Genomic DNA, 14,610 nt, shown 5'->3' with positions numbered 1-14,610 from the left:
GATACCGCCGCCCTTCTGATGGTGCAGTGTCCCGGGACGCTATGGTTGGCCCCATGAACACCGGCTTTCTTCAACCGTCGCGCATGGCCGCCTGATCGGCGGCGACGCGATAGACCGAAGCAGCGCCCTGTTGGAGCACCGCACCGGTATTGATCAGCGCGTCGCCGATCAGGGGTACAGACCGCGCTCTTGGCGGGCCTGCAGAATCCGCGTGCAGGCGATGATGAACGCCGCCGTACGCAGAGTAACCTTGTTGTCCTGAGCCACCTGCCAGATGGCGCGGAACGCGTCTTGCATGATCCGTACCAGGCGCTGGTTGATCTCGTCTTCGGTCCAGAAGAAGCTCGAGAAATCCTGCACCCACTCGAAATAGCTGACCGTCACGCCGCCGGCGTTGGCAATCACGTCCGGGCACACCAGCGTGCCCTTGTCGCGCAGGATGTCGTCGGCCTCAGGCGTCGTGGGGCCGTTTGCACCTTCCACGACAATCTTTGCCTTGATATGGGGCGCGTTCTTGGCGGTGATCTGACCTTCCAGCGCAGCCGGGATCAGGAATTCGCAGTCCAGCGCCCAGAAATCGTCTTGCGAGACGGTCTCGGCGGCAAAGCCGGCCACGCTGCCGTTGTGTTCAACGTGCGTGATGAGCGCGTCGACATCCAGGCCGTTGCCGTTGAACACGATGCCCTTGTGATCCTGCACGGCGATGATCTTTGCGCCAGCATCATGGAACAGCTTGGCGGCCACGCTACCCACGTTGCCGAAGCCCTGCACAACCACGCGTGCGCCCTTGACGTCGATGCCGAGGTTGCGCGCAGCCTCGCTGCCGACCACGAACACGCCGCGGCCCGTCGCCTCGCGACGGCCCAGGCTGCCGCCCAGAGCGATCGGCTTGCCGGTCACCACGCCCGTGGCGGTGGCGCCTTCGTTCATCGAGTACGTGTCCATCATCCACGCCATGATCTGCGCGTTGGTGTTCACGTCCGGTGCCGGGATGTCCTTGTTCGGGCCAATGATGATGCCGATCTCGCTGGTGTAGCGGCGGGTCAGGCGCTCCAGTTCGCCGGAAGACAGCTTGCGCGGGTCGACGCGGATACCGCCCTTGGCACCGCCGTACGGCACGTTCACAGCCGCGTTCTTCACCGACATCCATGCCGACAGCGCCATCACTTCCGACAGCGTCACGTCCTGGTGGAAACGCACGCCACCCTTGCCCGGACCGCGCGACGTGTTGTGCTGCACGCGATAGCCCTCGAAGTGGGCGATGCGGCCGTCATCCATCTGGATGGGCACGTCGACGATCAGCGCGCGCTTGGGGCGCTTGAGCGTTTCAACCCAGCGTGCGAGCGAGCCGAGGTAGGGGGTGACCCGGTCGACCTGCTGCAGATAGATGCCCCACGGACCGAGGTTGTCGGCCGGCAGATAGGACGGGATGGAATGCTGGAGTGTCGACGGAGATGCGACATTGGACATGGTTGTCTTCCTCTTTTGAACCTTGGTAAGGCCCCTGGTTTGGGAACTGCGGTCCCACAAAATGCCCGCCAGCTTAGGGACCGCCCAGAACGAAATCCAATGCCGTTTTTACATCGGGTTATGCATATGGCGCATAACCTTCATGGGCTTGCAGCATCTGCAACCGCAACCACGCCTCGCGCGTTTCACGCACCAAATCAGAACAGGTCCACAGGTACTCCGCGCGCACTGAGCGTCCAAACTCGGTCGCATCTGTTTGATGCAAGCGGTGGCATGGAACCGGAGCTGATGCAAGGCATGGAGCACCAACATAATTTGACAGCGTGTCTGAATGGAGTTGCAGCGATGATTTAAAGCGCCGTTTCACTGGACTTGGTTTCAACTTGCAGCACTCAGACAACGCTATGCCTCCACCGCCTAATCCCCCAACGCCTCCCCACCTCCAGCCTTTAGCGTTCGCCTTCCCCTTCCGAGCCGCAGATGGCAAAGCACTCGTAGACGAACATGCCTTCTATGAATGGCTGGGCAAGGAGAACACCGGCAATTTTGCCGTCAGCAGGTCGGGCATGTGGCACGGTGGTATTCATATCAGTGCTGAAGGTGCGGGCAAGCATCTGGATTTGCAGAGTGGTGTACGCGCCATCGCCGCAGGCGAAGTCGTCGCCTATCGCACGAACCGCGTGGCGCTGCTCAGCCAGATCGCGGAAGAAGGCAACAAGCCGGCCAAAACCGGCTATTACAGCTCCGCCTTCACATTGGTGCGGCATTCACTCGAATACCCTGCCGACAATCGGTTGCCCCTCTTTAGCCTGTACATGCACCTGCAAAGCATTGCCGAGTACGAACAGACGGGCGCGCTGCCTCCAGCCTATTGGGCTCGCGCCTACGAAGTCACTGAGCACGCCTCGGACAAGCCCAAAGCCACGGCAAATATCCCCACCCCAGTCGAACATATCGGCCTAAACATCCGCGCCGACACAACGGGAGGTGCGGAGCTCCTAGGCATCCTGCCTCGCAGCACACAAGTGCGCATCGGGGAGACGCGCAAAAATGGGCTCTGGGGAAAAGTCGAGGCTATCGAGTCTGGCACCATCCTGCCGCCCGAGGTGGCAAGTTACGTCCGCGAAGGTGCAGACAAAGGCTGGGTATTCCTTGGCAAGGCACAGGGACACTTGCTGCTGAAACCCATCATCTCGCCAGCACTCAGCGACCAAGTGGTCGTGCCCGCCACCCCGATCCGCATCAACGCGGGCGATTTGATTGGGCACCTGGGCCACTATTGGCAGTCGGATGCTCCTGAGCAGGAGCACCGGATGGTGCATATCGAGGTGTTCTGTGGAAGTGATCTGCCCGATTTCCTCGCTAGGAGCCGCGCAGCAGCCAAGGACATCGTCGATCTAAGCAAACTCCCTCTACTGCACATCGACAAGGGCGTCAAGCTCTTCCAAATCAAGAAAGCGGACACGCAGGGCAACCCTGTTTACGAAGAAGGCACCGACGCTCCGCAAACAGCCGTCGTTCAAATCTACAACCAAGCCGCGCTCGATGCATTTCCCGCCGAACACAAAGGACCGAAAGACAACGGCCCAGGCCCCGGGCAACCGTGGTGGTATGTGACCAGTGCCAATAGCCGCCACGAAGACATCAGCGGTTGGGTCCGCAACCGGCAAATGCCACCCAATGGGGGTGTCATGCGCGAATCGCCGCACGCCTGGATCGACTTCGAAACCGTCACCGGCGACGATGGGGGCAACCCCACCATGTGCCGCACCGTGGACGGCTATCTGGATTACGCGCTGAACGAGGACAAACCAGCGACGGGCGACATCCGGAATCTCAAGCCACTGGCCTGCAACTTCTACCGCGCGCTATCGCCCATGCGCAACGAGGCCCGCGCTGCCGACGAACTGCGTGCCCTTAAGGACAACAAGTGGCTACGCTTCCGGGCATCACGGTTGATGCTAAAGCACCGCAGTGAATGGGCCAGCCAGAGCGAGTACGAGAGCTTCTTCGAGACAGTGCTCAAGCGCATTGACGAGGAGCCGTATCACAAGGCGGAGATTGAGCGGCTCAAGAAGCTTGTGTGGTGGGACGAGGTGAGCGCGAAGGTGGGGCAGCCGTTTCCAAGCAGTCCTGAGGTGTTCCATATTCATCCGGTTGCGTTGGCGGGGAATTTCCATAAAGGCGGCTTTCAGTTCACGTTGCCCATGCTGCAGAAGCTCTTCCCGCAAGCAAGTAGCAATGCACTACAGGAGGTAGCCAACGAACTCAATTCTCATCTTGAAATCTACAAACTCGACACCCCGCTTAGACGGATGCATTTTTTTGCCCAGATAAAGCAAGAAACCGGGCCCTCTCTCAGCCGCGAAGAGGGCTTTGTTTGGAAAGCGAGTTCATTGATATCGAGCTTCTCATACTTTCACAACCACCCCGACCAAGCCCATGCACATGGCTACCATCAAGTAAGGCCCATCAAAGCCAACGGCACAGCAATGAATCAAGCAGACTTTGAGGCAATCGCTAACGGTGCATATGGAGGTCGCGCGGAACTGGGGAATGGTAACTACGCCAGCGGGGACGGATGGCGGTTCAGAGGCAGGGGCCTCAAACAACTTACAGGGCGGGCAAACTACAAATCCTTCACAAAATGGCACTCGGCCCATCAAAATGAATGGCCTCAGGAAATCATTAATTTCGAACTAAATCCTGAACTTCTAGTTCAACTAAAGTACGCAGCAAGGTCTGCCGCATTTTTTTGGGTTGATCACAATCTTCACATAGAGGCCGACAAGGGAGCGACCCCAGCACAAGTGAATGCAATTACCGCAATCGTCAACTTGCACACAGACAGTTACGCAGCGCGCGTAGACAACTTCAACGAAATTTACAGCTACGGAGATTTCAATTGAAAACCACCCTCTCCATTGTTTTTTCACTCAACGCAATCATTCCATTTGCACTTATCCCATCATCCTCCCTTGCAAATGCCGATGAAATTACACTCTGCCAACAACACGAAGAGATATATTTCAGTTGCAAAATAAATAACGATATCGCATCAATCTGCGCATCAGGAAACATATCACCGAACAATGGTTATGTCCAATACCGGTTTGGCAGAGAAAACAAAATCGACCTAGAATTTCCCAACAAGCCATACCCACCCCTAAAAAGATTCTCGATCAGCGACATATCTGCAGGGAGCGTCAACTCAACACACCTCAAATTCAAATCAGGAGGCTACGACTACGTCTTATACGATAGCTCAATAAGCGGAATCTACGTAAAGAAAAAAGGAAAGATAATTTCAAACCTAATATGCGAGCCAGGAATATACAGCAAGATTAGCCCAAGAGCATTTAGAGGAATTAAGACAACACCCCCCATTAATGGAATTGACGACTGATTGATGGCCATCAACTTTGAGGCAGTCTGATAACTGGCTCGACCCGACCACGCGTGATTCGTTCCACCTTGTCCCGCGCAGCCGTGCGGTGCGATCAGCGATGGGATGCAAGCAGGACCGGCGGGAGCAGAAGCGGTAGGTCTTCTCGGCAGCACATCTGCGAATCACGCGCTTCGGCACTTTTGGTTTATCAGCACCATCCGACCCGCAGCGATATTGAATCGGCTGCCCGAGGCCTCGCCCCCCCCTTTTGCGCTGGGGCACCGTACAGATGGAAACATTGAGTCTGTCTGGATGCGGGATTGACAGAGCCGCTGGCGAACGCCCTCAAAAGTCTTGTTGGGTCCGCCAACGATGTACCAGCCATCGAGGCGAGAACAGTCGGCGAGGCGGAAGGGGGCTACTGCCCGTGGCTTGCGCTCGCGCTTGCTGTCGAAAAAGCGAAAGGCAGTTCCGGCACACGACTGATACCGGACCAAAAGGATAGCGACCTTGTCGCTATGGTTTTTCGAGCAAACACGTAGGCAAAAGAATCCGCGTCAGCGCACCAGTGATACGCAATTCAACTCGCCAGCGCGCTCCACAGCGTGTCGATCAACTCCCGTTTGCGCTTGGATTGTGGGTGGCGCCGATCAGGGGCGCCGTTCTGCGGGTGCTCACGGTAGAGCCGGATTTCCATCTCAATGGATAAGGTGCCACCGCCCTTGCCTTCGGCGCGCACCAGCCGTCCGGCGGCGACCTCGTCGCGTACCGCGCTTTCTGGCAGGAAGGCCACGCCGTGGCCCGCCAGCGCCATCACCTTGAGCGCCTCGGCCATGTCGGTCTCGTAGCATTTGTCGAGCAGCGGCGCCACCGGCGAGTTCTCCAGCAACACGTCGACCATGCGCCCCAGAAAGGCGTTGGGCGTGTAGCTGAGGTAGGCAATCGGCTTGCGCGCGGCCGATGCCAGCCGGTAGATCGGCCGGCCGCTGGCATCGGGCTTGGAAAACGGCGACAGCCGCTCCGTGCCCAGCACCAGCATGTCGTAGCGCGTCGGGTCGAGCTGGATCATCTGGCGCGCGTGGTGATAGACCATCACGAGATCGCAGCCGCCTTCCACCAGCGTCATCACCGCATCGTGCACGTTCAGCGCGCGCAGGCGGCACTGCAGCTTGCCGATCTTCTCTTCCACCTGCGCCAGCCAGCCCGGAAAGAACGTGAGCGACAGCGTATGCGGTACCGCAAAGTCGATCGTCGAGGCGCTGGCCGGGCGCTGGCCGCGCATCAGCGCGCGCGTTTCGCTCACCTGCGCGAGCATCGCCAGCGCCTGTTCGTAGAAGACCTCGCCGGCGGGCGTGAGCCGCGTGGGATAGCTCGACCGGTCGATCAGCTCATTGCCGAGCCAGGCCTCGAGTGATTGGATACGGCGCGAAAACGCCGGCTGCGTCACGTGCCGCAATTCGGCCGAGCGCGAAAAGCTGCGCGTTTCGGCCAGGCTGATGAAGTCTTCCAGCCATTTGAGTTCCATCGCGTTCCCTCTTCCCCAACCTGCTTATGCGTTCTCTGTGTTTTCGGCGTCTTCGGCAACGCGCTCAGGTTCACGCGCCTGCATGCGCCACATCTGCGCGTAACGCCCATCGGCGCGCAGCAGCGATTCATGCGTGCCGCGCTCGATGATGCGGCCGTGCTCCATCACCAGAATCTGGTGGGCGCGCACGATGGTCGAGAGCCGGTGCGCAATCACCAATGTGGTGTGGTTCTGCGCCAGGCTCATCAACTCTTCCTGGATGGCGTGCTCGGTGCGCGAGTCCAGCGCGGAAGTGGCCTCGTCGAACACGAGAATCGGCGGACGCTTGAGCAAGGTGCGCGCGATGGCCACGCGCTGCTTCTCGCCACCAGAGAGCTTCAAGCCGCGTTCACCGACCTGCGTGTCGTAGCCGTCGGGCAATGACTCAACAAAGTGGTGGATCTGCGCGGCGCGGGCGGCTTCGATCACCTCTTCGCGTGAGGCCTCGGGACGGCCGTAGGCGATGTTGTAGTAGATGCTGTCGTTGAAGAGCACCGTGTCCTGCGGAACGATACCGATGGCCGCACGCACACTCGACTGTGTGACGTCGCGCAAATCCTGGCCGTCGATTTGAATGGCACCCGACTTGACGTCATAGAAGCGGAACAGCAGCCGCGCGAGCGTCGACTTGCCCGAGCCGCTCTGCCCGACCACCGCCGTAGTCGTACCGGCCGGAATAGTGAAGTCGACATCGAACAGGATCTGGCGCTTGGCTTCGTAGCTGAAATCGACGTGCGCGAAGCGGACTTCGCCAGCATGCACGGTCAGCGGTGGAGCATCCGGCTTATCGGCCACTTCACGGTTCGTCTGCAGCAGGGTGAACATGCGGTCCATGTCCGTCACGGCCTGCTTCAGCTCGCGGTAGATCACGCCCAGGAAGTTGAGCGGAATGTAGATCTGCAGCATCAGCGTGTTGACCAGCACGAGATCGCCCAGCGTCATGTGCCCGGCGGCCACGCCTTGCGTCGCGCGATACAGGATCAGGATCAGCGCCGTGGCCACGATGAACTGCTGACCAAAGTTCAGGACCGACAGCGAATTCTGCGAGCGGATGGCGGCAGCGCGGTACTTCAGCAGGTTCTCGTCGTAGCGGCGCGCTTCGTATTCTTCGTTGCCGAAGTACTTGACGGTCTCGAAGTTGAGCAGCGAATCGATGGCCTTCTGGTTGGCGCGCGAATCGAGTTCATTCATCTTGCGGCGGAAGTTGGTGCGCCAGTTCGTCACCGTGACGGTAAAGACGATGTACGCCACCAGCGCGCAGAACGTGATGAGCGCGAACCACACGTCGTACTTCACGAAGAAGTACGTGATGACGAGGCCCACTTCCACCAGCGTCGGCAGGATGCTGTACAGCGAATACGAGATCAGCGATTGAATGCCGCGCGTGCCGCGCTCGATATCGCGACTCATGCCGCCGGTCTGGCGCTCCAGGTGAAAGCGCAGCGACAGCGCATGCAGATGCCGGAACACCTGCAGTGCGAGCGTGCGCACGGAGCTCTCCGTCACCTTGGAGAAGAGAATTTCACGCAGCTCGGAAAACAGCGACGTCGACAGCCGCAGCAGCCCGTATCCGACGATGATGCCCACCGGCACGACTAGCAGCGCGCGCGGGTCGGAGGGCGACACGTTCATCGAATCGATCAGCCGCTTCATGACCATCGGCACGCCCAGGTTGGCCACCTTGGCTGCGATCAGGAAGGACAGCGCCAGCGCCACGCGCCATTTGTACGCCAGGAGGTACGGCAGCAGGCTCCTGATAGTGCGCCAATCGCCACGGTTTCCCCCTGGCGGAGGCGGTTCGGAAGAGGCGGGGAAGCGGCGCATGTGGCGGTGCAATAAATTGGCGGATTGTGTATTCTCCCACCGATCACCCCGGTCCGCCGCGCGCCCCCGCCGGCCCCGCCCGCCCTGCCTCAATGTTGCCCTGCATCCTCATGTCCGATACTCAAGCCACCACTGAAACCGTCACGCTGCCCGCCGACAAGCAACCCGCCGTGCGTGTGATGCCCATGCCGTCCGACGCCAACGTCCACGGCGATGTGTTCGGCGGCTGGATCATGTCGCAGGTGGATATTGCGGGGTCGATTCCGGCGGCGCTGCGTGCCAATGGGCGCGTCGCGACGATTGCGGTCAACTCGTTCGTCTTCAAGCAGCCCGTGTACGTGGGCGACCTGGTGAGCTTCTACGCGAGCGTGGTCAAGACGGGCCGCACCTCCATCACGGTGGATGTGGAGGTCTATGCGCAGCGCATGGGCAGCGATGGCCACCATGCCACCGTCAAGGTCACGGAAGCGACGCTCACCTATGTGGCCACCGACGAGAGCCGCAAGCCGCGCGTGTTGCCGGCGGCGGAGTGATCTGGCTACGCGCAGCAAAAAACCCGGCCTAGCCGGGTTTTCTTTTGCGCTGACGTCTCGCTCAGTTGAACTTGGAGAAGTCCGGTCGGCGCTTCTCGAAGAATGCGGTGAACGCCTCGCGCGCTTCCGGCGCACGCAGCATCTCGCCAAACTGTTTGCCTTCTAGCGACATGCGCGCGGCGATCTGTGGCATCGCGCCATCCTTCATCAGGCGCTTGGTGGCGCGCAGCGATGCGGGCGGCAGCAGCGTCAGCTTGCGCGCCTGCGTGCGCACGAAGGCATCGAGCTCGCCTGCCGGCAGCACGCGATTGACCAAACCCAGTTCGCGCGCTTCGTTCGCGTCAAACGGCTCGCCGAAGAGCAGCTTGTCCGCCGCGCGGTGGTAGCCCGCCAGTTGCGGCAGCAGCAGACTCGATGCGGCCTCCGGGCACAAGCCCAATTGCGCGAACGGCATCGACAGCTTGGCCGTCTCCGACGCATACACGAGGTCGCAGTGCAGCAGCATGGTCGTACCCACGCCCACAGCCGCACCGCTCACCGATGCGATCAGCGGCTTGGTCGCCGTGCTGATCGCCTTGAGGAACTGGTGCACGGGGGCATTCTCGTCCTTAGGCGGATGCTTCATGAAGTCTTCGAGATCGTTGCCGGCTGTGAACACGCTCTCGTGGCCCGCCAGCACGATCACGCGGATGGCGGGATCGGTCTCGGCGGCTACCAGTGCATCCGCCAGCGTCTGGTACATCGCGGCGGTGATGGCGTTCTTGCGGTCCAGACGGTCGAAGGTGAGTGTGAGGACGCCGTCTGCGGTCTCGGTACGAATCGACATGAAAACTCCAGAATGAAACCTGCGCCGCTAAATCGGTACAGGGGAATCAGATAGATAGCCGACGGAGAACGCGTTGGCCCCCACGTTCAACGCCACGGTCAAACTCATCGGCGCGAGTAGCACTTCCACGCCGTGGTCCTGTGCGGTCCGCATCAACGCTTGCACCGGCTCCATGCGGCGCACGTTGTCAAGCGAACCGGAATACGTGATCGCCACCACAGGCGTAGCGAGACGCTCCTCGGCGATCATGGTTTCGGTGTGCGCGAGCAGGCGGCGGATGCCTTCATCGGAGCCACGCACCTTGGCGATGGCTTCCGTTTCGCCGCGATGCATGTGGATGAGCGGGCGCACGTTGAAGGCCGTGCCCATCATGTACCGGCCCCACGTGATGCTCTTCTCGCCCTTCTGCTTGGCGCGCGTGTACATGTACAGCAACTCATCGGGCACGAGGTAGACGTGCGAGGCATCGCGCAGGCGGTTCTCGATTACGTTGACCACGTCGCGCACCTCGGCGCCTTCGCGCAGCATGCGCGCGGCTTCGTGCACCATCAGCGCCTGGCCGGGGCCGATGGCGCCGGTGTCCACCACCGTCAGTTCGAACAAACCCGAGCGGCCTGCATCCTTGCGCGGCTTGAAACTCTTGGCCGTTGTGCCCACCACCGCGCCGGTGGCGTGGCCGTAGAAATGGCTGCGCGAACTGGCAATCGTTAGCAGCAGCGCGCGGTCGTGCTGCGTGACCACGTGCTTGAGCAGAAAGTCTTCGATCTCGCGCTCCAGCAGCGGGATCGACTCGGCGTAGTGGTCTTGCTTGTCGACGAGGTACTTGCGATAGAGCTGCGGCAGCGCCACCTCGTCGCGCCGGTCTTCCACAAACAGCTCGCCCGCACGAATGCGGAACGGCACCACGCCCAAACCCAGTTGATCGATCATCGAGCGCGGCATATCGCATGCCGCGTCGGTCAACACGATTGTGTTACCCATCGCGCCCTCCTCTGTGTGCATCACCGGTGGCCCGGTGATGTGTCTCCTCTGTTGCGGAATCGTGGCTCCGCTTCTGTGGCGTGCCCACTGGCGTGGGCCGCATTCTTCGGCGCGCTTGTTTTGTATTGCTTTGCGCGCCTGCGCAATCATGCGTGGTGAGACGGGCGATTTACAAGCAGGGGGAAGGCCTTAATCCTTCCCCCTGACGTGGGGTCACATGCGTTCGAAAATGCCTGCGGCGCCCATGCCGGTGCCGACGCACATCGTCACCATGCCGTACTTCAGGTTGCGACGACGCAGGCCGTGCACGACGGTCGCGGCACGGATGGCGCCGGTCGCACCCAGCGGGTGGCCCAGCGCAATGGCGCCGCCCAGCGGGTTGATCTTGCTGGTGTCCAGACCCAGATCCTGAATCACGGCCAGCGACTGCGCGGCAAACGCTTCGTTCAGCTCGATCCAGTCGAGTTGATCTTGCGTCAGACCACCCGCCTTCAGCGCCGCAGGAATCGCTTCCTTCGGGCCGATGCCCATGATCTCCGGCGGCACACCGCGCACCGCAAACGACACGAAGCGCGCCAGCGGCACCAGGTTGAACTGCTTGAGGATCTTTTCCGAGACCAGGATCAGCGCGCCCGAGCCGTCCGACGTCTGCGAGCTGTTGCCGGCCGTCACGCTGCCCTTGTTGGCGAACACGGCCCGCAGCTTGCCCAGGCCTTCCACCGACGTATCAGCACGCGGGCCTTCGTCCAGCGACATCGTGCGCGTCTTGATGTCGATCGCACCCGTACCCAGGTTCGGGAACTTCTCGATGATCTCGATCGGGGTGATCTCGTCCTTGAACTCGCCGGCTTGCTGCGCGGCCAGCGCCTTCTGGTGCGACAGTAGCGAGAAGGCGTCCTGCGCCTCGCGCGAGATCTTCCATTGCTGGGCGACCTTCTCGGCGGTCAGGCCCATGCCGTAAGCGATACCGATGTTTTCGTCACGCGTGAAGATGTCCGGCGACATCGACGGCGAGTTGCCCATCATCGGCACCATGCTCATCGATTCGACACCGGCGGCAATCATCACATCGGATTCGCCCACGCGGATGCGGTCCGCCGCCATGGCCACGGCAGTCAGGCCCGAGGCGCAGAAGCGGTTCACGGTCACGCCGCCCACGCTGTTGGGCAGGCCGGCCAGCAGCGCGCCTATACGCGCCACGTTCAGGCCTTGTTGCGCTTCGGGAATCGCGCAGCCGACGATGGCGTCTTCGATCAGCGCCGGGTCCAGGTTCGGCACCTGGGCGACAGCGCTCTTGAGGATGGTCGCCAGCAGATCGTCCGGGCGCAGGTTCTTGAGCGTGCCCTTGGGGGCCTTGCCGATCGGGGAACGGGTCGCGGCGACGATGTAGGCGTCTTGCAGTTGCTTGGTCATGATGAAACTCCTGTTCTCTGTCGTCGCGGCAATTAGTTACGCACCGGCTTGCCGGTCTGCAGCATGCCCATGATGCGTTCCTGCGTCTTGGAAGTGCCGAGCAGATCCACGAAGGCCTTGCGCTCCAGCGCCAGCAGCCATTCTTCGTCCACCAGCGAACCGGCTTCCACGTCGCCGCCGCACACGGCTTCGGCGATGCGCGAGGCGATCGTGAAGTCGTGCTGCGAGATGAAGCCGCCGTCACGCATGTTCACCAGCGACGCCTTGATGGTCGCGATGCCCGAACGGCCCGCCACCGGAATGCCCACCGGACGCAGCGGTGCGCGGTAGCCCGAGTCGGACAGTGCTCGCACTTCGTTGCGTGCCACATACAGCAGTTCATGCACGTTGAAGACGATGGTGTCCGTCGGTTGCAGGTAGCCGATCTTCTGCGCGTCCAGTGCGGAAGACGACACCTTGGCCATGGCCGCAGCCTGGAAGCGGTTGGTCAGGAACTGCAGGATGTTGGTGCTGCCTGCCGCCTGCGCAGCCTTGGCAGCGGCCAATGCGGCTTCCTTCAGACCACCACCGGCCGGCACCAGGCCCACGCCCACTTCCACCAGGCCCATGTAGGTTTCCAGCGCAGCCACACGCTTAGCCGAGTGCAGCATCAGCTCGCAGCCACCGCCCAGCGCAATGCCCGACGCAGCCGATACGACCGGCACACCGGCGTACTTCACGCGCATCATGCCGTCCTGGAATTTCTTGACGAACGGCTCGATGCCCTTGGCGCCGCCCATCATGAAGGCCGGCATGGCTTCTTCCAGGTTCGCACCCGCGGAGAACGGACCGCCCGGCGCACCCAGCTTGAGCGACGTCGGCTGCCACACCACCAGACCCTTGTAGCCGGCTTCGGCCAAGTCGACCGCGCGCGTCAGACCATCGATGACGCTCGGTCCGATCGTGTTCATCTTGCTCTTGAACGAGACGATCAGCACGTCGTCCTGACCCGCCGCATCGTCCACCCAGATGCGCACGGCATCGGTCTCTTCGATGGTCTTGCCATACGTGAGCGGGTTGACCGTGGTCGCACCCTTGATCGGCGCGCGGAACACCTGGCGGCCATACACCGGCAGCGTGCTGCGCGACAGGAAAGCGTTTTGGTTGGCCGACCACGAACCCTGTGCCGAATGCACACCGCCGTTGTCTGCCACCGGGCCGGAGAACACCCACTGCGGCAGTGCTGCGTTCGACAGCGCCTTGCCGGCTTCGATGTCTTCCTTCACCCACTCGGCCACTTGCTTCCAACCGGCTTCTTGCCAATCTTCGAACGGGCCGCTGTTCCAGCCGAAGCCCCAGCGGATGGCCAGGTCGACTTCCGCTGCGGAGTCAGCAATCTGCTCCAGGTACACGGCGATGTAGTGGAACACGTCGCGGAAGACAGCCCACAGGAACTGCGCTTGCGGGTTGGTCGATTCACGCAGCAGCTTCAGGCGCTCGGCCGGCTCCTTCTTCAGGATGCGCACGACCAGCTCGTCGGCCTTCTTACCGCTCGGGCCGTACTGGCCGCTTTGCGGGTCCAGCACCTTGATGTCCTTGCCTTCCTTCTTGTAGAAGCCGGCACCGGACTTCTGGCCCAGGGCACCCGCTTCCACCAGCTTGGCCAGCACGGGCGGCGTGGCATAGACCGGAGCGAACGGATCGTCCTTCAGGTTGTCCTGCATCGTCTTGATGACGTGCGCCATCGTGTCCAGGCCCACCACGTCTGCCGTGCGGAACGTGGCCGACTTGGCGCGGCCCAGCTTCGAGCCCGTCAGGTCATCCACCACGTCGAACGGAATGCCGTACTTGGCTGACTCCGCAAACACCGCCAGGATCGAGAAGATGCCGACGCGGTTGGCGATGAAGTTGGGGGTGTCCTTCGCGCGCACCACGCCCTTGCCGAGCGCGGAGGTCAGGAACGTTTCCAGCTTGTCGAGGATGTCGCCACGCGTGTGCGCAGTCGGGATCAGCTCGACCAAGTGCATGTAGCGCGGCGGGTTGAAGAAGTGGACGCCGCAGAAGCGCGACTTCAGCTCGGCGTCAAAACCATCCGACAGTTCGGTGATTGACAGGCCCGAGGTGTTCGACGCGAAGATTGCGTGCGGCGCGATGTGCGGCGCGACCTTCTTGTACAGGTCGTGCTTCCAGTCCATGCGCTCGGCAATCGCTTCGATCACGAGGTCGCAATCGCGCAGCTGCTCGATGTCGTCTTCGTAGTTGGCGGCCTGGATCAGATTGGCGTCGTCCTTGATGCCCAGCGGTGCCGGCGACAGCTTCTTCAGGTTCTCAATCGCCTTGAGCGCGATGCCGCTCTTCGGGCCTTCCTTGGCCGGAAGATCGAACAGCGTGACGGGGACCTTGGCGTTGATCAGGTGCGCGGCGATCTGCGCGCCCATCACGCCGGCGCCCAGCACGGCAACGCGCCGGACGAGGAAGTTGGAACGCTGGCCGGCCTGCGGCTGCGCGCTGGTGGGGAGTTCAGTGCGGGTCATGGTGTCCTCGCGGAAAGAAGAGGAGTCGTCACCCCCGCACAAGCGGGAGCAACAAAAAAGAGGCGTTGAAACCTGCTCACGATCCGTAGCGAGCGGTT

At 61.5% G+C, this 14,610-nt stretch carries 10 protein-coding genes; 3 read left to right on the top strand and 7 right to left on the bottom strand.

The window, feature by feature from the left end:
* Window positions 1–168 precede the first annotated feature (168 nt).
* On the bottom strand, window positions 169–1,470 hold the full coding sequence (locus tag ACN9M1_RS02065) for a Glu/Leu/Phe/Val family dehydrogenase (protein WP_426396971.1): 1,302 nt from the start codon (window positions 1,468–1,470) through the stop codon (window positions 169–171).
* A gap of 323 nt (window positions 1,471–1,793) precedes the next feature.
* Between ACN9M1_RS02065 and ACN9M1_RS02060 the strand changes: the two genes are divergently transcribed.
* Window positions 1,794–4,379 (top strand): glycoside hydrolase family 19 protein, encoded by a 2,586-nt coding sequence (locus tag ACN9M1_RS02060; protein WP_426396969.1) that lies wholly within the window; start codon window positions 1,794–1,796, stop codon window positions 4,377–4,379.
* On the top strand, window positions 4,376–4,876 hold the full coding sequence (locus ACN9M1_RS02055) for a hypothetical protein (protein WP_426396967.1): 501 nt from the start codon (window positions 4,376–4,378) through the stop codon (window positions 4,874–4,876). Before ACN9M1_RS02060 ends, ACN9M1_RS02055 begins: the two co-directional genes overlap by 4 nt.
* Before the next feature lie 562 nt (window positions 4,877–5,438).
* On the opposite strand, the gene ACN9M1_RS02050 is transcribed toward ACN9M1_RS02055, so the two are convergent.
* Window positions 5,439–6,383 carry a LysR substrate-binding domain-containing protein gene (locus tag ACN9M1_RS02050; protein WP_426396966.1) on the bottom strand — a complete coding sequence of 315 codons (945 nt, stop codon included), beginning with the start codon at window positions 6,381–6,383 and terminating at the stop codon, window positions 5,439–5,441.
* Window positions 6,384–6,407: 24 nt separating this feature from the next.
* A complete protein-coding gene (locus ACN9M1_RS02045) occupies window positions 6,408–8,246 on the bottom strand; it encodes an ABCB family ABC transporter ATP-binding protein/permease (protein ID WP_426396964.1) in 1,839 nt (612 codons plus the stop codon).
* A 92-nt stretch (window positions 8,247–8,338) separates the two neighbouring features.
* Here ACN9M1_RS02045 and ACN9M1_RS02040 point away from each other — a divergent pair, with 92 nt between their 5' ends.
* Window positions 8,339–8,779, top strand: a complete 441-nt coding sequence (locus ACN9M1_RS02040) for an acyl-CoA thioesterase (protein ID WP_426396962.1) — start codon at window positions 8,339–8,341, stop codon at window positions 8,777–8,779.
* Between the two features lie 61 nt (window positions 8,780–8,840).
* Here ACN9M1_RS02040 and ACN9M1_RS02035 read toward each other — a convergent pair whose 3' ends face one another.
* The 4 genes from ACN9M1_RS02035 to ACN9M1_RS02020 all read right to left on the bottom strand — a co-directional run bounded on the left by ACN9M1_RS02035 (window position 8,841) and on the right by ACN9M1_RS02020 (window position 14,512).
* The gene (locus ACN9M1_RS02035) at window positions 8,841–9,605 is read right to left on the bottom strand and encodes an enoyl-CoA hydratase (protein WP_426396960.1); all 765 of its coding nucleotides are present in this window, start codon (window positions 9,603–9,605) and stop codon (window positions 8,841–8,843) included.
* Window positions 9,606–9,632: 27 nt separating this feature from the next.
* A complete protein-coding gene (locus tag ACN9M1_RS02030; RefSeq protein ID WP_426396958.1) occupies window positions 9,633–10,586 on the bottom strand; it encodes a DegV family protein in 954 nt (317 codons plus the stop codon).
* 213 nt (window positions 10,587–10,799) lie between these two features.
* Complete coding sequence (locus tag ACN9M1_RS02025) at window positions 10,800–11,999, bottom strand: acetyl-CoA C-acyltransferase (RefSeq protein WP_426396956.1); 1,200 nt, start codon at window positions 11,997–11,999, stop codon at window positions 10,800–10,802.
* Window positions 12,000–12,031: 32 nt separating this feature from the next.
* Window positions 12,032–14,512, bottom strand: a complete 2,481-nt coding sequence (locus tag ACN9M1_RS02020; protein ID WP_426396954.1) for a 3-hydroxyacyl-CoA dehydrogenase/enoyl-CoA hydratase family protein — start codon at window positions 14,510–14,512, stop codon at window positions 12,032–12,034.
* Window positions 14,513–14,610 lie beyond the last annotated feature (98 nt).

Source organism: Ralstonia sp. R-29 (assembly GCF_049913345.1).
GTDB lineage: Bacteria > Pseudomonadota > Gammaproteobacteria > Burkholderiales > Burkholderiaceae > Ralstonia.
This window is presented reverse-complemented; position numbering and strand designations above follow the sequence as displayed.